This is a genomic window from Mucilaginibacter sp. 320_HR (genome assembly GCF_059691875.1).
Genome location: NZ_JCAWAI010000002.1, coordinates 561,276 through 583,168 on the forward strand (window position 1 = coordinate 561,276; position 21,893 = coordinate 583,168).

General features: G+C 42.1%; 22 protein-coding genes. 4 read left to right on the forward strand and 18 right to left on the reverse strand.

Translation table 11 applies throughout. The annotated features are described in order from the left end of the window. Positions 1-2 precede the first annotated feature (2 nt). The gene (locus AC59GT_RS08100) at positions 3-905 is read left to right on the forward strand and encodes a histone deacetylase family protein (protein ID WP_497237603.1); all 903 of its coding nucleotides are present in this window, start codon (positions 3-5) and stop codon (positions 903-905) included. Here the strand turns inward: AC59GT_RS08100 and AC59GT_RS08105 are convergent. The 4 genes from AC59GT_RS08105 to AC59GT_RS08120 form a co-directional block, all read right to left on the reverse strand. Further along, positions 875-2,269, reverse strand: a complete 1,395-nt coding sequence (locus tag AC59GT_RS08105; protein WP_497237164.1) for an MATE family efflux transporter — start codon at positions 2,267-2,269, stop codon at positions 875-877. The genes AC59GT_RS08100 and AC59GT_RS08105 overlap by 31 nt on opposite strands. Before the next feature lie 104 nt (positions 2,270-2,373). Further along, positions 2,374-2,997, reverse strand: coding sequence for an AlbA family DNA-binding domain-containing protein (locus tag AC59GT_RS08110; RefSeq protein ID WP_497237165.1), 624 nt, complete (start codon positions 2,995-2,997; stop codon positions 2,374-2,376). Positions 2,998-3,009: 12 nt separating this feature from the next. Further along, the gene (locus AC59GT_RS08115) at positions 3,010-3,462 is read right to left on the reverse strand and encodes a GNAT family N-acetyltransferase (RefSeq protein WP_497237166.1); all 453 of its coding nucleotides are present in this window, start codon (positions 3,460-3,462) and stop codon (positions 3,010-3,012) included. Between the two features lie 2 nt (positions 3,463-3,464). Further along, positions 3,465-3,905, reverse strand: coding sequence for a DUF4442 domain-containing protein (locus tag AC59GT_RS08120; protein WP_497237167.1), 441 nt, complete (start codon positions 3,903-3,905; stop codon positions 3,465-3,467). A 209-nt stretch (positions 3,906-4,114) separates the two neighbouring features. Here AC59GT_RS08120 and AC59GT_RS08125 point away from each other — a divergent pair, with 209 nt between their 5' ends. Further along, positions 4,115-4,324 (forward strand): hypothetical protein, encoded by a 210-nt coding sequence (locus AC59GT_RS08125; protein WP_497237168.1) that lies wholly within the window; start codon positions 4,115-4,117, stop codon positions 4,322-4,324. Positions 4,325-4,376: 52 nt separating this feature from the next. Here the strand turns inward: AC59GT_RS08125 and AC59GT_RS08130 are convergent, their stop codons facing one another. The 14 genes from AC59GT_RS08130 to AC59GT_RS08195 all read right to left on the reverse strand — a co-directional run bounded on the left by AC59GT_RS08130 (position 4,377) and on the right by AC59GT_RS08195 (position 19,873). Continuing rightward, a complete protein-coding gene (locus tag AC59GT_RS08130; protein ID WP_497237169.1) occupies positions 4,377-5,171 on the reverse strand; it encodes an SDR family NAD(P)-dependent oxidoreductase in 795 nt (264 codons plus the stop codon). Positions 5,172-5,423: 252 nt separating this feature from the next. Continuing rightward, positions 5,424-6,674 carry a tetratricopeptide repeat protein gene (locus AC59GT_RS08135; protein WP_497237170.1) on the reverse strand — a complete coding sequence of 417 codons (1,251 nt, stop codon included), beginning with the start codon at positions 6,672-6,674 and terminating at the stop codon, positions 5,424-5,426. Positions 6,675-6,731: 57 nt separating this feature from the next. After that, the gene (locus AC59GT_RS08140; protein WP_497237171.1) at positions 6,732-7,847 is read right to left on the reverse strand and encodes a tetratricopeptide repeat protein; all 1,116 of its coding nucleotides are present in this window, start codon (positions 7,845-7,847) and stop codon (positions 6,732-6,734) included. A 9-nt stretch (positions 7,848-7,856) separates the two neighbouring features. Next, positions 7,857-10,499: a DNA gyrase subunit A gene (gene gyrA / locus AC59GT_RS08145; RefSeq protein WP_497237172.1), complete on the reverse strand. Its 2,643-nt coding sequence runs from the start codon at positions 10,497-10,499 to the stop codon at positions 7,857-7,859. A gap of 175 nt (positions 10,500-10,674) precedes the next feature. Beyond that, on the reverse strand, positions 10,675-11,076 hold the full coding sequence (locus AC59GT_RS08150; protein ID WP_497237173.1) for a hypothetical protein: 402 nt from the start codon (positions 11,074-11,076) through the stop codon (positions 10,675-10,677). Between the two features lie 272 nt (positions 11,077-11,348). Next, positions 11,349-12,257, reverse strand: coding sequence for an oxygen-dependent coproporphyrinogen oxidase (hemF, locus tag AC59GT_RS08155; protein WP_497237174.1), 909 nt, complete (start codon positions 12,255-12,257; stop codon positions 11,349-11,351). A 134-nt stretch (positions 12,258-12,391) separates the two neighbouring features. Continuing rightward, entirely contained in the window at positions 12,392-13,660 is a 1,269-nt protein-coding gene (locus tag AC59GT_RS08160) for an MFS transporter (RefSeq protein WP_497237604.1), read from the reverse strand. A 121-nt stretch (positions 13,661-13,781) separates the two neighbouring features. Next, positions 13,782-13,979 (reverse strand): cold-shock protein, encoded by a 198-nt coding sequence (locus AC59GT_RS08165; RefSeq protein WP_117381623.1) that lies wholly within the window; start codon positions 13,977-13,979, stop codon positions 13,782-13,784. A gap of 237 nt (positions 13,980-14,216) precedes the next feature. Next, positions 14,217-14,690: a hypothetical protein gene (locus tag AC59GT_RS08170; RefSeq protein WP_497237175.1), complete on the reverse strand. Its 474-nt coding sequence runs from the start codon at positions 14,688-14,690 to the stop codon at positions 14,217-14,219. Between the two features lie 255 nt (positions 14,691-14,945). Beyond that, positions 14,946-15,755, reverse strand: a complete 810-nt coding sequence (locus AC59GT_RS08175) for an SDR family oxidoreductase (RefSeq protein ID WP_497237176.1) — start codon at positions 15,753-15,755, stop codon at positions 14,946-14,948. Between the two features lie 688 nt (positions 15,756-16,443). Further along, entirely contained in the window at positions 16,444-17,187 is a 744-nt protein-coding gene (locus AC59GT_RS08180; RefSeq protein ID WP_497237177.1) for a menaquinone biosynthetic enzyme MqnA/MqnD family protein, read from the reverse strand. Further along, positions 17,159-17,812 (reverse strand): histidine phosphatase family protein, encoded by a 654-nt coding sequence (locus AC59GT_RS08185; RefSeq protein WP_497237178.1) that lies wholly within the window; start codon positions 17,810-17,812, stop codon positions 17,159-17,161. The genes AC59GT_RS08180 and AC59GT_RS08185 overlap by 29 nt, the downstream gene beginning before the upstream one ends. A 68-nt stretch (positions 17,813-17,880) precedes the next feature. After that, complete coding sequence (mqnE, locus tag AC59GT_RS08190; protein WP_497237179.1) at positions 17,881-19,074, reverse strand: aminofutalosine synthase MqnE; 1,194 nt, start codon at positions 19,072-19,074, stop codon at positions 17,881-17,883. Positions 19,075-19,348: 274 nt separating this feature from the next. After that, positions 19,349-19,873, reverse strand: a complete 525-nt coding sequence (locus tag AC59GT_RS08195) for a hypothetical protein (protein WP_497237180.1) — start codon at positions 19,871-19,873, stop codon at positions 19,349-19,351. 106 nt (positions 19,874-19,979) lie between these two features. On the opposite strand from AC59GT_RS08195, the gene AC59GT_RS08200 reads away from it, so the two are divergent. Together AC59GT_RS08200 and AC59GT_RS08205 are read left to right on the forward strand one after the other, a co-directional pair. Continuing rightward, positions 19,980-21,095, forward strand: coding sequence for a trans-sulfuration enzyme family protein (locus AC59GT_RS08200; RefSeq protein WP_497237181.1), 1,116 nt, complete (start codon positions 19,980-19,982; stop codon positions 21,093-21,095). A gap of 115 nt (positions 21,096-21,210) precedes the next feature. Next, complete coding sequence (locus AC59GT_RS08205; RefSeq protein WP_497237182.1) at positions 21,211-21,750, forward strand: hypothetical protein; 540 nt, start codon at positions 21,211-21,213, stop codon at positions 21,748-21,750. Positions 21,751-21,893 lie beyond the last annotated feature (143 nt).

Sequence of the window (21,893 nt, forward strand, 5' to 3'; positions counted from 1 at the left end):
CTGTGCTTAAAATAGCTTACGATCCCATCTACGCGCACCCGCTGCCACTAGGGCACAGGTTCCCGATGCTCAAATACGAACTAATACCCGCTCAATTACTGCATGAAGGTGTGATTACTGAGGAAAATCTTTTTTCCCCGGAACCTTTGGATGAGGAGACAATTCTCCTGACGCATGATGAAGACTATTGGTATCAGCTTCGTGACCTTACGGTTCCGCCGAAAGAGCAGCGGAGAACAGGTTTCCCGCTGTCAGCAAAACTGATAGAACGGGAGATACGCATTGCAAAGGGGACTATTGATGGTTGTAATTATGCAATGCAGTATGGAGTATCCTTCAATGTTGCTGGTGGTACGCATCATGCGGGAAGTTACTGGGGAGAAGGATTTTGCCTGTTAAACGATCAAGCTATCGCAGCTAATTATCTGATAGATAACCGATCATGTTCATCTATTTTAATTGTAGATTTAGACGTGCACCAAGGCAATGGTACAGCTCAAATCTTTCAGCATGAACCGAGGGTATTTACTTTCTCTATGCACGGCGACAAGAACTTTCCTTTCAGAAAAGAACGTTCTGATCTTGATATACCGCTGGACGACGGCGTTAGAGATGAAGAATATCTTGAGCTACTAAGAAATACCTTGCCGGATCTTATTAAGGCCCGGAAGCCGGAATTTATATTTTATTTGGCAGGGGTAGATGTGTTAGCTTCAGACAAGTTGGGTAAGCTGTCATTAAGCCGGGAGGGTTGTAAAGCACGCGACCGCTTTGTATTAGAGCAATGTAAGCAAAACAATATACCTGTACAGGTAAGCATGGGTGGGGGCTACTCTCCGGACATCAAAGACATCGTTGAAGCGCATTGCAACACTTACAAGGTAGCAGTGGAGCTATTCTTTTGATCAAACGATAGCTCCGCTTCGTGCTTCTTACTCATTTTCTGGAACCGAAAGAACAGCATGATCGATGCAGACATTAGCCCACATACCAACCCGAACCATACGCCGATTACACCATAATTAAGATGTATACCAATCACATAACCTATTGGTAGGCCGATGACCCAGTAAGATAAAAATGTTAATATGGTCGGTACGTTTACATCACCCATGCCTCGCAATATGCCAAGACCAACTACCTGTGCGCCATCAAACAACTGAAAGAAGGCAGCAATGATAAGCAACTGTGCTGCAATGCTTACCACTGTTATATCTGAAGTATAAATATAAGGCAGCCATTGATTAAGTGCTGTGAATATAACTGCGGTAAAGCACATAAATGCTATTACAATGTGATAATTGGATATGGCTGATAATCGCAGTTTAGCATGATCACCAGCGCCGAAATAATTGCCTGACCTGATAGATGCCGCAGCTGATATGCCGGCTGCCATCATGTACGTTGTGGATGCTAAACTTATTGCTACCTGGTGAGCGGCCTGCTGTTTGAGTCCAATAGTGCCGATCATGATAGCAGCCCCACCAAACGCGCTCACTTCAAATACGTATTGCATAGCTACCGGAGCACCAATTTTCACCAGCTGTATAATCCTATCCCATTCAAAATTACTAACTGCAAAATTCCCCAGATATTTTTTGAACAGGGGAGAGCGCATCACATAAAATCCCATTACTATCGCCATCAGCACCCTGTCAAGCATTGTGCTATAGCCCACACCCTTAATACCTTGCGGTGGAATGCCGAACATCCCTTTCACCAGTATAATACCCACAAGAATGTTAAGCACGTTACCCCAAATAGTTATTTGCATAGCTTGTTTAGTGAAGCCAAGCCCTTCCGCAAATTGTTTAAAGCCGTTGAAAATGAGCATAGGGATGAGCGACAAACATAGCATAAAGAGGAATGGCTTAGCTTCGGCAACAACAGCAGGCGCTTGATGCAATTTATCAATGAAAAGCATTACACCGTAATACCCTAAACAAAACAAAATGACACCAGCAATTAAGTTCAGCAGCAAAGTGTTGGATAATAATCTACCGCATTCATCATAATTTTGCCGGCCATTATGTTGTGCAATCAAAGGTGTTATGCCATAGCTTATACCTATTCCAAGCACCATCGGTACAATAAAAATGCTTATTACTAAAGATACTGCGGCTAAAGAAGTGGTACCTGCAAAGTGACCGATGATAATAGTGTCAGACAGCTGCACCAGGGTATGGCCAAGCTGTGATATCACTACTGGTATAGCCAGTTTAAGGCTGTCCTGGTAATAGGGTTTATATTTATTGTAAAAAGCTCTCATTACTTTCGGGGTGCAAAAGTAACTAATTAATCGAGGTGGATGCGTTATGGATAAACTACATCGTGCGAACTTGGCACAAGATAAGTACTGAAGTTACTTGCTAGTTAACTGGCTGTGTAGAACTCTTCTTTCTCTGTTGTATGCACCCTAATTACGCCACTTAGCACCAGGTTCACGAGAATGCGTTGGGCCCTGCGGCGGCCAATGTTCAGCATCTCACAAAATTGCTTAATGTTTATCCGCTCTGATTTATCAAGATGTTCCAATAGAGCTTTTTCTTTTGACGAATATTCAATAAGTACACCTTTATCGCTGGATGATTGCCTTAATACTTCAACTACTATTTTGCTCGCTAACACGCTTTTATCTTTAACCCGTATGTAAACCCACCACTTGCCATCTTCAGCCAGCGAGTAATGCGGTTTTTCGCTGCTTTTAGGTATATCTACAACCAAAACCAATTTATCATCGTAGTAGATCTCCTCAAATATAGGATCCAGTGCGGGGCGGCAAAAGAAAGTTGCGGCACGGGTGATCATGTAACGTTCTTCATCTTCAGATTTCACACCTTTTATTGTACCATCGTCAAGCACGCCTATAAGCAGCCGTCCACCAACATTGTTAGCAAAAGACACCATTGTTTTGGCAATCTTCTCGCAACTGGTAATGGTCTTCTTAAAATCGAGCGATACGCCTTCACCCTCTAAAATCTGTCTCCTTAAGTTCATTGCCGTTTCTTGTTAATCTTTATAAGGCGTATGTATCTGCATCCAGTTCTCAGGATTGCTAACAATGCTGAAGCCAAATTGGCTGTACAATCCATGTGCATCCGACGTAGCTAGAGACCATCTTCGTAGTCCTTGCAATTCTGGGTGTGCAAGAATAGTTTGCATAAGCCATTTGGACAGTCCGGTTCCCCGATGTTCTTCAAGTATAAACACATCACATAGGTAAGCAAATGTCGCTTTATCCGTGATTACTCTGGCTAATCCAACTTGAGCATTGTTTTTGTATACCCCGAAACACATGGAGTTATCCAGAGCTATCCTGAGCTTCTCCTGCGGCATTCCTTTAGCCCAATAAGATTGCTTATCAAGGTAGTCAAATATCAAGTCAAAATCAAGCTTTTGCTTATCTGTAGAGATCTCGTAACCCTTTTTGTGAAAAGCATTATCGTTCATAAATACAGCCATATTTATATAAGGGTTTTAGAAATGTCAAGGTCTCTTACATAAACCTGTACCAGTACAGATACGCATAGCTCGCGTGAGTTGTTATAAAAATCAATTGGGAAGAATTGTTCGTACTTACCCGTTACAATTAACGTTTCCTTAGCTTCTTGTATTACTTTATCGTCTAAACTAATCTCAAAATGCAAATCAGTAAAAGCAGGCTTTAGAAAATTAATCTTAGCAGATTTAGACCATACTTTCAGATTGCGCTTACCATCTGAATTCAAAATTTGGTGAAATAGAACAGGTAAAAACGGATCTGCAGCGGCAAATATAGCCCCGCCGAATATTGAACCGTTATAGTTTTTATTGAGCAAACTTTTGTTTACCCTTACCTTTACACCCTTAAAATCAGGTCGAAAACCTATAGTCCAAATCCTTTGAAAGAGGAGAGGGGGGTACATACGCAAGAGCCACTTGAGGGTAGTTGCCGAAACTAGCATTGAGGCTAATATCAGAAAAAACATCTTCAATTCAGACGGATACTGCGAGTTTAATTTAATGTTGGTACGGTGTTTGCAAACTTTCAACTGATTTGGAAAACAAGTTAAAAGCTAACTGGTTGTACCATTTCATGTAATTAACAAAATCGTCAACTCTAACTTATACTACTATGAAAAAGCAATTTTTAAGTTTCGCGCTTGTCGCGGCAATGATCGGTGGATTGGCAGCAGGATGCAGTTCAGAGAAAGCAGCAGGCAGCGGATCAGATAGCACCAAAACAGATTCAACAGCAACAATGTCGACACCGGCAACTACAACTGATAGTACGGCCAAAACCGATACGACTACAAGAGACACCAGCAAAAAAGTTCCTCAGTAATTTTTTGCCATTACAAAAAGAGCCGGACAGTCGTCCGGCTCTTTTTGTTGTATTAGAATGCCGATTTAAGTACCCCGCCATCTGCCCGTAATGTGGCGCCATTAGTAGCTGATGATAACGGGCTAGCCACAAACGTAACCAGACTGGCTATTTCTTCAGGCTCAATAAACCTTTTTATTAGCGACGTCGGCCTGATGTGAGCGAAGAAGTCAGTTTCTATCTCTTCATGGGATTTGTTTTGTTCTTTAGCCATAGCTTTGATAAAATCTCCAACTCCCTCAGACGCTGTAGGACCGGGTAAAACAGTGTTCACGGTAACGTTTGTGCCGGTAGTAAGCTCTGCTAGTCCACGACTAACCGCAATTTGTGCAGTTTTAGTCATACCGTAGTGGATCATTTCCACAGGAATTTGGTAACCAGATTCGCTTGAAATAAAAATAATACGTCCCCAATTTTTTGTGAGCATTTTAGGGAGATAAGCACGTGATAAACGTACACCGCTCAATACATTCACTTCATAAAACTTGATCCATTCCTCATCAGGTATCTTACCAAATTCCTTAGGATCAAATATTCCAACGTTATTTACAAGAATGTCTACATCTGGTAAAGATGTTATAAGATGATCAATCTGCTGTACGTCAGAAAAGTCGGCAGCAATACCCCGAACGTTTTCATTACCAGTTTGGGACTTTATCTTTTCTACCGCATTGTTCACGCGTTCTGCACCACGACCATTAATAATTACAGTTGCACCTTCGTTTGCCAACGATTTCGCAATAGCATATCCAATACCTGCTGTTGATCCTGTTATTAACGCTACTTTGTTTTTTATTTGTAAATTCATCTTGTTAGTTGTTAAACTGCACAATCTTAAGCATGAATTGATGATAGTTTATCATCCTGATATCATTTAGTTATTTATAAATAACGGCCTGAATTAGGTGGTTTTAAAGCGTAAGATTTCTGATTAATTTATTCACATAATTAACATTATGTTAAGTAATGACGGCGAAATGTTGTCCTATCTTGAATAGTTACTTGCCAGGTTTGATAAACAAAAAAGCCACCTTGCGAGGTGGCTTTTTTGTTTGGTCATTTATTGTAAATCTTTAAGTATCTTATTGTATTTAGCAACGTTGGCGTCATCCTTTTTGCCTTTGTAGTAAATTATTAAATTACCTACCGCCTCAGGATTTTTTGGCTGTAACTCAACCGCCTTTAACAAGTACGGCTTAGCAGCTTCAAATTGTGCTGTCGCTTTAGCCATTAGATCATTATACTCTTTTTGTGTGGCCTTTGTTGGAAGGTTATTAGCCGCATTAAATGTATCAATTGCAGGCGACAGCAATGCTGAACCTAGGTTTAGAAGTGGTTCATAATAGTTAGGATCTAATTCTAAAGCCTTTTTGTACATAGCTACAGCTTTTTCGTAATACCCATCTTTCGTGGACTTTGCTGCTGTTTTAGCCGCTGCATCCTTAGATGATTTAACTTGTTGAACTGCTTGTTCAGCAATTTGCCCATACGCAACTCCCGCATAGTAATATAGCTCCTTACGTTTAGGTTCAGCCGCAATTGAAGCTTGTAACTTGTCAATAACTTCTTTTGATCTTCCTGACGTAATGTAGATTAACACCTCTCTTTCCCGTAATGAAGAACTTTTAGGGTATTTGGTTAAAGCTTCTCCGACTGTTTTAATTGCTCCGGCGGTGTCTTTGTTATTTAACATAGCCGGTAATAGAAATTTGTCGTAAATAGTTTCATTATCCGAGTATTTAGTGGTAACCAGCTTGCTAAAATTTGCTACAGCGGCAGGAAAGTTCTGTGAATTATACGCTGCTATACCAGTATAATAAATTGCCGTGGTATCATCAGGAAGTATGCGTTGATAGTTTTCAAAAGCCTTGAATGCAGAAGCATAATCTTGTTTGGCATAATAAGAAGCTCCTATAGAGCGCTGCTGAAGGGCCAGAGAATTGTAACCTTCTGCTATGATTTTTTTATATTCTCCTTTAGTATCTAACTCTTTAGCTTTTTTAAGCGCTTCTTCTGCAGTATTTGCCAGCGGCGCTGAAGTTGACGGTATACTATCTAGTTGTGCAAGCGTGGCATAAATGGCACCCTTAACGGCGAAGGTCTGTGGCAATGTGGCTGTTTTTTCATTAACAGCGGCTTTGTCAATAGATGTTTTTGCATTCTTTAAACTAGCTTCAGCCATTTTTGGCACCTGCTTTAGTCCCTGATACTTATCAAATTCACTTTGCGCATTATTCAGCTCACCTTTTTGCGCAAATGCAGTCATTGACATAACACCTAAAAGGCCGGCCATTAAAAATTTAATTTTCATACTTTCTGTTTTTGTATTTAAGTTGCGATGAACGTCGGAGCTCCTCTCCTCTTCATCCTAGTTGGTTACTTGTTTTAAACGTTCGGAAATATTCTCCAGCTGTGTTTGATTGCCGGTTTTTGCGTAGGCTAATTGAAGTACTTCCAGGCACTTTTTATCTCTGGGCACCATCTCATTAGCTTTTTCCAGCCAAAGTATTGCGTTAGTTATATTTCTGCCGTCGGTATCAGTTTTTACTTCGCTTTTTTTCAGGTACAGCAAGCCTAAATTGAAAACGGGTTCGTATGCAGCACCATTTAACTCAATAGCTCTTAAGTATAGAGACTCTGCCTTATCATACTGGTTTAGTCTGTCGTAACAATTCGCTGCCACAAATGTAATTTCTGCGTTGGCAGGGTTGTTCTCTATAAGTTGAATTAACAACGGTTCTAACGAGCGATAATCTTTTTTGTTGTTGTAGATATTGGCTTCGTCCTGTAGCAATTGCTTATCATTAGGCAGCAGGCGCCTTCCTCTTTTAATAACTTGAAGCGCCTTTGCAGTATCACCCATGGATTTATAAATTGCTGAGGCGGCGGTTATATACTCTATTCTTGTGCTGTCACTATTTAACAAATTAGTGATGTTTTTTGCTGCTTCCTGCAAATTTCCCTGCTTGTTGCTGGCAAATGCAATGTAGGCGTTTATACGTTTGTGATCCGGCGAGTAGGCTTTGGCCTTCTGGAAAGCAGCAGTTGCTTTTGCGAAATCATTGCTGCTGCTGTATTGAAACCCTCGCCTTATATAAACATTTGTTAGGCAACGTTTTGAATAGTCAATCTCTGGCTGAAATTTATATGCTTTTTGTCGTGCTGCAAGTTTTTCCAGTAAAGCCGATGTCTGATCCAGGAAGTTCTCCGGCTGATTAAGCTTGTTAAGCGAATCAATGTACAGGATACTTGAATTAACGATAAGCCTGTACATGTTCTTGTCCAGATCGTTCGAGTCTGACCGGGTTACGATTAAACTGTCTGCAGATTTTTTCGCTCGTGCTAAAAATTGCAGGTCGTTCTTCTGCTTATAAAAAGCAAGGTTGTTTACTACAACCTTTAACGCTTCTGATTGTGCAGAAGCAAAAGAAGTAATAAACAACCCTACAATTATCAGTAAACCTATTTTACGGGTATGCTGCATAGTAAATTATTATTGTTCTGTTGAATCGTCAGCCGGCTCCTCTCCTTCTTCACCTGTATCGATTTCTGTATCCGGACGAATAGGCAGATCTTCTGTACCTGCTTCAATATCGGCATCTGTTTCCAAAGCTATTTCTTTATCCATTTCTGCCTCAGCTACTATTGCTTCTTCTAAAGCTTCTTCCTCGCTGTGTTCTATTTTAGCAACTGATGCTATTGCGTCATTATCCTTTAATGTTATTAACCTTACCCCTTGCGTTGCACGGCCCATAACACGCAGCTCATTCATAGCTATACGGATAATGATACCTGATTTGTTGATGATCATCAGGTCTTCCTTATCTGTAACACCTTTTATGGCCACAAGGTTTCCAGTTTTTTCAGTTATGTTTAAGGTACGGACACCTTTACCACCACGGTTAGTAACGCGGTAATCTTCAATATCAGTACGTTTTCCATAACCTTTTTCAGATACCACCAACACAGTAGTCTCTTTATCATCAATGGCTATCATACCTACAACAACGTCGTTGTCGCTGTCTAAACTTATGCCACGCACACCTGTTGCGGTGCGGCCCATAGGCCTTACGGTAGACTCATTGAAGCGTATTGCCCTGCCAGATTGGAGTGCCATAACAATTTCGCTGCTGCCAGTGGTAAGTGTTGCCTCTAGTAAAGAATCGCCCTCGTTAATGTTGATGGCATTTATGCCATTAGCACGCGGGCGTGAATAAGCCTCCAGGGATGTTTTCTTGATGACACCTTTTCTGGTACACATGATAATAAAGTTATTATCAAGGTAATCCTGATCTTTAAGGCTCTTCAGTTTAATATAAGCCTTGATGTTCTCCTCTTTTGGTATGTTGATAATGTTCTGTATGGCACGGCCCTTAGAAGTACGTGTACCTTCAGGAATTTCAAATACCCTAAGCCAGAAACAACGACCCGCCTCGGTGAAGAACAGCATGTAATTGTGGTTAGATGCTATTAACAAGTGCTCTATAAAGTCAGCATCGCGACTGTTACTACCGATAGCGCCTTTACCACCTCTTCCTTGTCTGCGGTACTCGGTAAGGGAAGTACGTTTGATATATCCTTCACGTGAGATGGTAATTACAACGTCCTCATCCTCAATAAAGTCTTCTGTTTGCATTTCTGCAGACGAGTGAACTATCTCGGTCTTACGTTCGTCGCCATACTTTTCTTTTATCTCCAGCAACTCATCTTTGATGATCTGCATACGCAAACCCTCGTCAGCAAGTATTGATTTCAAATAATCAATAGTTTTCATCAGCGCATCGTACTCGTCACGAATTTTATCACGCTCCAGTCCGGTTAACCTTCTTAAGGTCATATCAAGAATGGCTCGTGCCTGTATATCGCTTAAACCAAAGTTTGATATCAAACCCTCACGGGCTTCATCAGGTGTAGATGATGCACGAATAAGGCGGATAACCTCTTCTATATGATCCAGCGCTATAAGCAAACCTTCCAGGATGTGGGCACGTTTCTCAGCTTCAGAAAGCTCGTACTTGGTACGGCGGATAACTACCTCATGGCGGTGCTCAACAAAGTGGTGTATAAGATCTTTCAGGTTAAGCAGCATTGGCCTGCCACCTACAAGTGCAATATTGTTTACGCTGAAAGATGTTTGCAGCGCTGTGTATTTATAAAGGTTGTTAAGAACGATAGCTGCGTTAGCATCGCGCTTGATCTCGTAAACCACCCGTATACCCTCGCGGTTACTTTCGTCGCGAATGGCCGATATACCTTCTATTTTCTTTTCGTTAACCAGTTCGGCAGTACGCTCAATCATTAGCGCCTTGTTAACCTGGTAAGGCACTTCAGAAACTATAATGCGTTCGCGATCGCCATTGTAGGTTTCTATTTCGGCGCGGGCGCGGATCACTACACGACCCCGGCCCGTTTCCAGCGCCTGACGAGGGCCTTCAAAACCGTAGATGATACCACCTGTAGGAAAATCAGGGCCTTTAACGTACTTAAGCAATTCGCTGATCTCTATCTGACGGTTGTCTATCAGCGCTACAGTTGCATCAATAACTTCAGAGAGATTATGCGGCGCCATATTGGTGGCCATACCTACCGCAATACCCGAAGCACCGTTTACCAGAAGGTTAGGGAACTTGGCTGGCAGAACCGTTGGCTCCTGCAGCGAGTCGTCAAAGTTCAGCTGGAAATCAATAGTATCTTTATTGATGTCGGCAAGCATTTCTTCTGCAATCTTCTCGAGCCTTGCCTCGGTGTAACGCATTGCCGCTGGTTCGTCGCCGTCTATAGATCCATAGTTTCCCTGGCCTTCTACAAACGGATACCTTAAGCTCCAGTCCTGCGCCATACGTACCATCGCGTCGTATACAGAGGTGTCACCATGCGGGTGGTACTTACCAAGTACCTCTCCCACTATACGGGCAGATTTTTTATAAGGTTTATTATTGCTAAGCCCCAGATCAAGCATGCCGTAAAGTACACGCCTGTGCACAGGTTTTAAACCGTCGCGCACATCGGGCAGCGCCCTTGATACGATAACCGACATCGAATAATCGATGTAAGCTGATCGCATTTCCTCATCAATGTTTATCGAAATTATTCTGTCTTCTCTGTGAGCGCTATCGTTTTCTGTCTCTTCAGCCATTGTGTTTCTAAGTGAGAAATATAATTAGTAAGTCGCTAGTTATAGATGTTTTTACACGACCTGCGAAGGTAAGAATTAATATGCTTGCAGGGGTAACTTTTTGCTAACAATCGGATGTTTTATCCACCTGTTTATACTTAAAACATGGTTAAAAGGCGGCCGGAACAACATGCAGCTACTTCACTTTTTTCCAGTATTCTAATACTGTTGTGCCATTGGGCAGTTTACCGCTGAAAGTAAGTGTGTCATGGCTTATTCTATATTGATAACGAAGTGTGGTGTTAAGCCATTTAGAAGGCTGTGAACTAAATGTTTGTGTTTCCAGGCAGGTGTCGGGTAATAGTTTATAGTCGCCCTTCTCGTATATGATAGTGTCCTCACCGGGTGCTATAAAAGTACCCTGGTAATCGGCCTTGCCATACACACGCTGTAATTTATATTCGGCAGAAGCTTTTTCGGGTTTACCGTTGTATATACCTCCGGCGTATTCGTAAGTGCCCTTGAAAGATTTAATAGTTGTAAAAGCAAATAAAAAACTAATTGCCGCTACAAAACATGCTGTATATCTTTTTAACATTGGATTGAAAGCAAAACAAATAAAACTGCTATAATGAAAATTGTTAGTGAAGGCAGTATCAATAGGCCGTAACTATAAGCGGCAGCCATTTCATCTTTCATATAACTTTGATACCATCTGACTATCATAACAAAAGTAGTTATAATAAAAATCAGGGCAGAGCTTAAAAGTATAGTACCTTGTACTGACTTGTCTTTAAATTAACAATGCTGTATATGCCAGAAAAATGTATACTATTATTGTAGCACCATTCTTGCGGAGTATTTTCTTATCTAAACCCAATTGATACCCTTTTTTAATAACGATAACGTTCTTGCTTCTTCGCTGCCTTCTTCAGGCTGAAAGTTATACGGCCACTTGGATGTTGGTGGTAAACTCATCAGTATCGATTCTATTCGCCCGTTAGTCTCCAGCCCGAACTTAGTGCCTGCATCATACACCAGGTTAAACTCCACATAACGGCCCCTCCGCAGGTATTGCCATTGTTGCTGTGCCGGAGTAAACTGCTTGCTGCGGTTGCGGTTTATTAACTCAACATAAGTCGGGATGAACGACCGGCCAAGCGCTTTGGAAAACTCAAAGATGGTTTCCCAGCTTATTTCATCATTGGCTGTAAGGCGATCGTAAAAAATACCACCGATGCCGCGTGTCTCCTCCCGGTGTTTTATGAAAAAGTAGTCATCCGCCCAAACTTTAAATCTGTGATAAAATTCGGTATTGAACCTGTCGCATACGTCCTTTAACTGCTGGTGGAAAAAACGCGCATCTTCATCAAACACATAATGTGGGGTAAGATCTATACCGCCGCCAAACCATCTCACAGGAGCGTCGCCGTCCTCAGCGGGCATCTCGAAGTACCGTATATTCATGTGAATGATGGGTACCAACGGATGGTTAGGATGTATTACAATTGATACCCCTGTGGCAAAAAAGTTATCATGTGGTACGTTAAGCGCCTTTTGTACCGAGGCTGGCAGCTTACCTTCAACTGCCGAAAAATTAACTCCGCCTTTTTCCAAAACATTACCATTTTGTATAACCCGGGTGCGGCCGCCACCGCCACCATCGCGCTCCCAAAGTTCTTCTTCAAACTTGGCCAGTCCGTCGGCAGCTTCAAGTGCTGCACATATTTCGTCCTGAATTAGGCGGTAATCTTCGGCTATTTGCTCTTTAGTAGGCATATGAGGTTAGTTATGATCAACCGGATAGCTGATCTTATACAAACAATGTCAAGCAGGCAAAGTTGTGAACTATTTAGCCGATAATCAAAAAAAGAATTATCCCGCAGGTACGCCTTCGAAGTGCGTCAATCAGCCTAAGCAGTCGATGCTTCGTCCTCGACGTAATTGAGATCCTTGCCAAAGCTCTCCTTAAGGCGGCTCAAAGAAAATAATGCAACGGCTGTTACGATGAACATCATCACGTACCCTGCTTTTATTATACTGGAATCTTTACCGCCATGTGCGGTAAAGTACCGCACAAACCATTCGAAGATTAGAGTTATGGGAATAAGCGCGCCACGGACAAAGTTGGGCACCGTGGTAGTAACCGTAGACCTGATGTTGGTGCCGAACTGCTCGGAAGCGATGGTGACAAATGTTGCCCAATACCCTACAGAGAAGCCCATAAACAGGCACAGCCAGATAAATTGCTTTTCGGTAATGCCGTACGCGTTGAGATAAAGGATAACGCTGATTAAAGACAGCACCTGAAACACCAGCATAGTAAGCCTGCGCGAGCGTGTTAGCTGTGCAAATATGCCGGCGAAAAGGTCTCCTATGGAAATACCGATGTAAGAATACATAATACCATCTCCCGCATTCAACGGCTCCTTAGCACCAAGCTCACGGCCAAATTCCGGTGATTGGGTGATGAGTATGCCCACCACAAACCACAATGGCATACCGATGAGTATACAATTAAGGTATTTAAAGAAGCGTTTTCTATTGGTAAATAGCATAAGCATATTGCCCTTAGATACTTTGCTGTCTGCCACATTTTTGTACATGCCCGATTCAAACGTACCTATACGTAGCAGCAACAATAGTACGCCTAACCCACCGCCAATAAAGTATGCATTTTGCCAGCCATGCTTAGCTGCCAAATTAGCGGCTGTAGCGCCAAATAAACCTACAACAGCCACTATCATGGTTCCGTAGCCACGGTTCTCTTTACTCAAAGTTTCGCTTACCAGCGTTATGCCGGCACCCAGCTCCCCCGCCAAACCAATACCTGCTATGAAGCGAATGGTTGCATAGGTATTAACATCGTGCACAAAACCATTGGCGAAATTGGCAACAGAGTAGAGCAATATAGACCCGAACAGCACTTTTATGCGGCCGTACTTATCCCCTATAATGCCCCACAAAATACCGCCCAATAGCAAACCAAACATTTGACAATTGATCACAAATTCTCCCTGTACCCGCATGTCTGCGTCGGGTATACCGATATCATGAAAGCTGGCTTTGCGTACAATGGCAAATACCAGCAAGTCATATATATCCACAAAGTAACCCAGCGAGGCTACTATAACCAGGAAGAGCGCGTTTTTGGTGATTTTTGCTGAAGGGGCTTGCGTCATAATGTCAACAAAGAAAATATTAGTTGGGCTAATGTAGATATTGCTGATAATGCAGCCTAATTTTTCTGCACAAAAAAGCCCCTGCTGCATGCAGGGGCTTTTATATTTTAATTATGTCTGATTAAACTTTTTTAACGTTTACAGCCTGTAATCCTTTTCTGCCGTCCTCAACATCATACTCTACAGTATCGTTGTCTTTAATTGCGTTAACACCGCCCTGCACATCTTTGAAGTGTACAAACAGGTCCTTACCATCTTCAGTAACTATAAAGCCATAGCCTTTTTGTGTGTTGAACCATTTTACTTTTCCAGTTTTCATAAATAATAAATTAATGGATTAAAATTTTGTTAAATGATCAGTAAGTAATTCAACTGAGTATAATGGTTTATAGATCAAGTATGGAATGTACAACTATCTACATCAAATATATAAAATTATTAATATCCAAGTAAAATATTTTCCGGGCGTTAAGAAAATGTAAATTAGGCATTTAAACAACAAAAGCCGCCCTGTAAAGAGCGGCCTTTGCCTATAACAATTTTGTGGATTACAGGATTATTTTACAGCCTGGAAAAAAGCTACGTTTGATGATGGAGTAACTTTCAACAAGAACTCGTCGGTACCTTTCTTAAGGTCAACAAAGTACACTGTGTTCTCAAAGCTGTTATCTTCGCCGGTTTCGTATTTGATTACTTCTTTAGCAAAGTAGCCTTCGTATTTAGCTGCGATTTCTTTTTTAGCTTTTTCTGGAAGAGCTTTGTATTGTACAGTTTGTGTTGTACCAAGCAATTCGCCACGCAGGCTGTAGAAAGCTGACATTTGATTACCGTCGATAGTGAAAGTAGCTTTCTGGAAGTTACCTGTAACTTTCCAGGTCACGTTTTCAGCTTTAACAAAATCGGTGTTGAATTTAGTAATGGCAGCGTAAGTTGCATTATCGCCTTCGTTAGTTGTAGCAGCAGTGTTAGCAGCGAATGAGTTAACGGTGAACAGTGCAGCAGTTGCGATGGTTAAAAATATCTTTTTCATATGTCTTTTACTTTTTAATTTCTGCAACAAATTTACACCTGCGTTGAGGAATTTCCAAATAACTGCGTACTTTTAAGATATTTTCACAACAAAACCTATCTAAATGAAAATTTTTTAAAATTAAAGGTGATAGTTAGTGTATATTTTACAATATGCTAATGAAATGTACTCATCCTTATTGTAAAATATACACTAAGTAAATCTATTACCTGTTTAGTTGATGTTTATTACATTATACTGACACGTTGGAGTATTTCAACCATTATCTGCAAAGCCGGGATATAAGGTCATCCCGCCGTCCATGAATATAGTGGTGCCTGTAATGTAGTCCGACTGGTCTGAAGCGAGCCAAACAGCAAGGTTGCCGATATCTTCCGGCTTGCCTATACGGCCATAAGGTATTAGTTCCAATAATTTATTGAGTGCTTCTGGTGTATCCCAAGCCTCCTTATTTATCGGTGTTTGTATAGCGCCCGGCCCAATACCCACTACCCTTATTTTATGTGGGGCAAGTTCCTGCGCCATGCTCTTCATCATCAGGCTTATACCGCCTTTGCTGGCTGCATAGTTTACGTGGCCAGCCCATGGAATAACCTCATGAACGCTGCTTATGCATATGATCTTTCCTGCTGCTTTGCTCACCCCTTCTACCACGCCCTTTTTTATAAACTCGCGAGCAGCTTCACGTGCGCACAGGAACTGGCCGGTTAGGTTCACACTAATAACCTTATTCCATTCGTCAAGTGTCATATCTACCAGCTTGGCGTCCTTCTGCAAACCGGCATTATTTACCAGTATATCTACATTGCCGTATTTATCTTTAGCAGCAGCAAACATCTTTAGTACCTCCGGTTCCTGGCTTACATCAGCCTGAAAGACGAAAGCTTCCCCGCCAGCTTGCTCAATTTGCGCTAAAACTTCGTTTGCAGATTCTTGATTATGAACGTAGTTAACCAATACTTTTGCGCCTGCTGCCGCCAAAGCAATAGCTATGCCTTTACCAATGCCGCTATCTGCACCGGTAACAATGGCAACCTGATTTTTGAGAGTTGTATTTGAGATCATATTTACCTTTTAAAAGGGAATGCCTTTAAGTAAATATGGTTTTAAAAATTTGCAGAATGCTTGTAATTTGAGGTATTCGTTACCAGCTAGAGTGGTTTTGTCTATTGAAGACGGCTTCGTAATAGAGTGATCTTTTAAACTTGTTCTGCTTTACTAATAGCGGCTTATTTGAAGTAAAGAGATAGTGATACTCAGGTTATTGTATGATAACTTTATTGTGAGATACTAGCTCAATCGTGTTGTAGGAGTTTATTCAGCTTACTAATGGCCGATTTACCTTTTAATTTAAGAAGCCAAGTTTTGGGAACGTACGTTTTGAAAGTAGCCCAAGGACTATCTTTTAACTCATTCCCGGAAAATACCGAGATCAGATATGTAAAATGATTTTCATTCCAGGCCCAAACTGTCAAGCCTCTTACATCAACCACAAATCTTAAGCTATATTCTTTCGTTGCGGTCCAATCGCATATAGTTTCTTTCAGGCAACTGTGACATGAAAACTGCCAAAAATTTTCTCTAAAATCAGTATCTGAAAAGTGTTCAAAGCTTGCAGGTGCTTTAGTATGGACAAGTGCTGCTTTATTCAGACATCCAGGACAAACAACATTTAACATCCGCGGGTATCTGTAATGTCCATAACGGATATGGCTACTTCCACCTGATAGCATTGAGCTTTGCATAGTTAATCTTACAACGCTTTTATATAATCTAAAAATAAGTACAAGGCTTTCCTTTTATCTTCAGTAAGATCAAAGTCCAGTCGGTGCATGAGGTAGTCCTCCAGGTCGAAATCTGTACGTTGTGGAAGTTCTTGCAGCAGCTCTTTACGATGATTAAGTCCGTACTTTAATGCTGCATCGAAATCTTTCATGAAGTCGTCAGGGATAGGTTTGTTGGCTATCCAGGCAGCAAATACCATCGGCAAGCCCGTAAACTTCTGCCACTCTTCGGCAAGGTCATATACAAACGGATATTGGTCTGTTTTACCAAAGGTGCGGTCGCCAATTTGTACAAAGGCAGTACGCTCATCAGTAGGCTCCGCATAGTCTGCGGCATCAATAATCAGTTCCGGCGATACTTTCCAATAGTTCTTTAACAGCACTTTCGCGAGGTTGTTAGAACTGCGTGACTGCGGGTCTAACTGAACACGGGCAGCTTCCCTGATGTCGCAGTTGCTAAAGATGAATACCGAGTTTACCGGGCCAACCGCGCCTATACAATAAGCCGAGACAATTTCCCACTGAGGCAGGCTGAGTGTAGCCGCCACGGGTATAAGGCCGATATCGGCTTTGTCATCAATTAGTTTTTGAGCACAGTCCGATGGCATATCAAGGCTCAGGTCTATCCTGTCCATTATGGCCGAGCGCTGTAGTCCGTATAAGAAAGGTTTTGTGTTGGTATAACTAACGGCGGATATTCTGATCTTTCTCACGTATCTGTTCTGAATTCTTTAAATGTTGAGCGTTGTTGAAATCGATGATCTCGTATCTTTCACCATCAAAGGCAACTTTATAAAGTACGAGATTTTGATGGGGAAAGCTGTCCATCTCGGTAAGCGGCTTGCCGGTAAGTACGCATAGCAGCAAACGCAAAGCACGGCCGTGCATACATATCAAAACCGTTTTTTCTTCGGGATGGCTCATGATAACCTTCAAGGCCTCCCGCTGACGAATCTCAACTTCGTTGGGACTTTCGCCACCTTCAAACTTAACGTCGAGGTCGCCGCTTACCCACGCCCGCATTAAGTCAAGAAAAGCACCTTTTGTTTCAGGGCTTGCGGGTTGCCCCTCGTATTTACCCCAGGCCAACTCGTCAAGTCCCTCCAGCTTTTCGTAAGGGATGCCTGCATCAATAAAGGGCTGTATGCTTTGCTGCGTACGCTTCAGCTTAGATATGTATATCTTATCAAAAGGTACATCCTTATAAGCATCATAAAACTGATGCGCTTGGGCCCGCCCCTCCTCGTTAAGATCAGTATCGCGGCCGCGGCCCTGTACTATGCCTTGTCTGTTAAGTTCGGTTTGTCCGTGGCGTACTATGTATAGCGTCTTTATCATTTTGTTAGATGCAGAAGGCCAAGCTTCAGAATTATTCCACTTTAAGCTTTATTCATTCTGCTTTTAGCTTAATTGATTACCGGCAGTTTGTAGTAGCGGGGTTTTTCCTGTTCCTCAAACTGATGATCTTTATAATCAGTTACTACGTTGTACAGCGTATCCCGTTCTATCGGGTGCCGTCCTGCATTTTTTATTAACTCTACCAATTGCCTGGTACTCATAGCAGGATGTTGTTCCTCCGCACCTGCCATAGAGTATATTTTGGTGGTATCATCCAGCGTACCATCAATATCATCCACACCAAAATTAAGTGAAAGCTGTGCCGTTGTCCGGCTGATCATAGCCCAGTAAGCTTTTACATGGTCAAAATTGTCCAGGTAGATACGTGCTATGGCGTAGTTGCGCAGGTCTTCCACTACTGTGGATTCCGGCACGTTGCTCATCTGATTGTCTTGATTACGGAACTTAAGCGGTATAAAGGTTTGAAATCCGCCGGTACGGTCCTGTAGCTCGCGCAGGCGCTCCATGTGGTCAACCCTGTGACAGTATTCTTCTATATGGCCGTAAAGCATGGTAGCGTTTGAGCGCATCCCCAGCTTATGCCATTCCTCGTGTATGGCCAACCACTGGTCGCCTGTACACTTGTCTTTGGCAATTTTGTCACGCACCTCCGGGTGAAATATTTCGGCTCCTCCGCCCGGCATTGATTCCAGCCCGGCATCCTTCATAAGCTTCATGCCGGTAGCATAGTCCAGCTTCGCTTTCTTGAATATATAGTGATATTCTACCGGAGTAAGCGCCTTTACATGCAACTCGGGACGATGCGCCTTGATCCGGCTAAATAGTTCGGCATAAAAGGGAACGTCATACTGAGGCAATACGCCACCCACAATATGTACCTCTGTAACAGGTTGATCATCGTATTTCTTTACAATGTCCAGCATTTCTTCCATGGTGTACTCCCACCCTTCGCCACGCTGTTTAATCAGTCGCGAGTAAGAGCAAAACTTACAATCGTATACGCACAAATTTGTTGGTTCGATGTGGAAGTTACGGTTAAAGTAAGTTTTATCGCCGTGTTTTTGTTCGCGTATGTAGTTGGCTAAAACGCCGAGGTAACCAAGTTCTGCTGTTTCGTAGAGCAGTACGCATTCGTTAAAAGTTATGCGTTCTTTTTGAAGAACCTTTTGAGCGATGGCCTTGAGTTCGGGTGAAAGCTGCGGGTTGTTTATCAACACCTGGAGGGCTTCTGGTGCTTCCATTTAACAAAATAATTTAGGCAAATGTAGCAAAAAGCGTGGGTATGGGGCAAAGTCAATTTAAGCCATTGGTGTTTGAACATCTAAAATGACGGTCAGTTTACCAAATCGGATAACCTCACGCGGGGTGACCTTTATCGAACCTAGCAAATCCTGGTATTTTTCCAAAGTAGATAATTTTAATGCGCCGCCTTGCAGCGTTTCTCCCAAACCATTTTTCTTCTACTAAAAAGTGTGGAAATTGAAGGTTTTGGAACGGCAAAATGTCCTTATATGGCTACTTGATCTCTTTCACAAACACCTTGATTTCTTTTATTTTAATACCGGTAAAACAATCGTCAGCACAGTTTTTTGGCACATAGCCTGCGGATGAAATAACACCGTTGTTTTCAGCTTCGAAGTAGATATCATTTTGCTTTTTGTCGACATTAAGCCATTCGTGCTTAGCTTTGGTATACACTTCATCTATGGTGAGTAATGGGTGCCCGTCGGTGTGGGTGTTTAATGTAGCGCCGCTTTCTGTCCAGCTATTTTCTACCACCAGTTCATTTGTATTTGGCTTGTAATGACCTGATTTATATTCGCGCAGATTTACCTTACCGTTTACAACTGTCAGCTTTGTTTCTGCATGGAAACCTGTCCAGGAGCCGAAGTACGCAATATAAGAGTAGGTATTGTTAGATGAGGACTTAAAATCTGACCATGCCTCGAGACTTTGATCCAGATCTGTGTTAATACCTTCCTTTTTGCAGGCAGAAAGGCTAAATATTGTCAATAGTACAATTGTGTAAAGGTATTTCATCAGTTTAGGGGTTTGATGTCTTGAGGTAATTACGTTGTGGATATGAATAACGCTACAACATTGCTGGATATTTCTTTTTATTTTGGCGGCAGTAATAATGTTGAATATGAATCTGGAAACTATAGCGATACACGCAGGAAACCATATAGATGAAACATCAAAAGCTGTAGTACAGCCTATTATAATGGCTACGACTTTTCAACGCGGCCAGGAGGGCGGTTACCCGGGCGGGCACATGTACAGCCGTGCATCAAACCCTAACCGTGCTTTACTGGAGAACGTATTAGCGAAACTGGAGGGCGGTATAGAGGCTGCAGCTTTTTCTTCCGGTAACGCAGCGGGAATGTCGGTGTTTCAGGCGTTGGAACCTAGTACCCACATTATTGCCCCTGATGATATGTATCATGGGCTTCGTAATCAACTTAAAACACTTTTTGCAGGGATATTGGAGTTTGATTTCGTTGACGTAAATGATCAAGGGGTTTTAAGGTCATACATAAAGCCAAATACAGGTGTTATATGGCTGGAGACGCCCTCTAACCCATTGTTAAAGGTTACAGATATTAAACAAGCTGTTGCAATAGCTAAAGAACACGGCATTAAGGTGGTTTGTGACAATACTTTTGCAACGCCGGTTTGCCAGCTGCCATTAGCTTTAGGCGCAGATTTGGTAATGCACTCTACAACGAAATACTTTGGTGGGCACAGCGATTTGATGGGCGGAGCGCTGATTACCGCAGAGAAGAATGAATGGTGGGAGAAGATACGCAACGTACAAACCATGGGTGGCGCTATCCCCTCGCCTATGGATTGTTACTATCTTACTCGCAGCATAAAAACACTGCCATACCGTGTTCGTGGGCATGTTGCAAATGCGCAGTTACTTACAGCTTATTTGGAAAAACATCCTAAAGTAGAACAGGTACTATACCCAGGCCTGCCATCACACCCCCAACATGAAATAGCAAAAGGGCAAATGACTGCTTTTGGCGCAATGTTCTCCTTTACGGTTAAAGGTGGCGAGCCAGAAGCGCGAAGGGTAATAAACACCCTTAAACTATTCACCCAGGCTACTAGTCTTGGTGGTGTGGAAAGCTTAATAGAACACCGTGCATCCGTTGAAGGTCCTGATACCAAGACTCCTTTTAACTTGTTGAGAGTATCCCCAGGACTTGAGCATATAGATGACCTTATTGCTGATCTGGAGCAAGCTTTAGGTTAATGGCGGTATGTTAAACAGTTGCTACGCGCTATTTATGTATTCAACACAACGCAAATTCACCAAATGTTTATAGCATGTTAATACCTGATTGACTTTTAGTAAACAAGTTTGAAGCATGAAAATTACTATTATAACTGGTGTTTTATCGGTGTTGATGTATACCGTAGCATCCGCTCAAATGAAGAGCTCGTTCGGCTTGGGTGCAGGCGTAAATCAGCCTTTAGCTGCAGGGTTTAAAATTGGATGGGGCGCTATAGCTCAGGGCAGTATTCGTTTAAACGATAAATTGGGGCTTGTACCCGCCATTGGGTACGAACGACTTAATGCTGAAACAAACCATACCTACACAATTAACAATGCCATTTACATTACCCGCAAAGCGGATATTTTGTACGCCGGATTAGCTGCAAAATACTATATAACAAATAGCATCAGCCTTAAGCTGGGAGCTATGGGGTATTTTGTGGCAGGCAGTGACGATGTTGTTGCAGGGGTTTACCCGTCGTTTGCGTTAGCTTACGAGCCTACAATCAACAACAGGAAAAACATCGAAATAAGCCTCAGGGCAGATGCAATAAAGTTGCGGGCCGATCCAGACTATACCAGGGTGATAGTAGGTCTGCGGGTGGTATATAATTTTGCTTTCAGAAGATAGCAATTTAGTTTACTACTTCTGGCAGTAGCTAAAAATTGATTCTCATTGAGGCATGTACAGGTAAGTAATATTTATGATATGACAATAAAATTGAAATATTATTTGGATAGTAAAATTATATCGCCATATATTTGGAACATTAT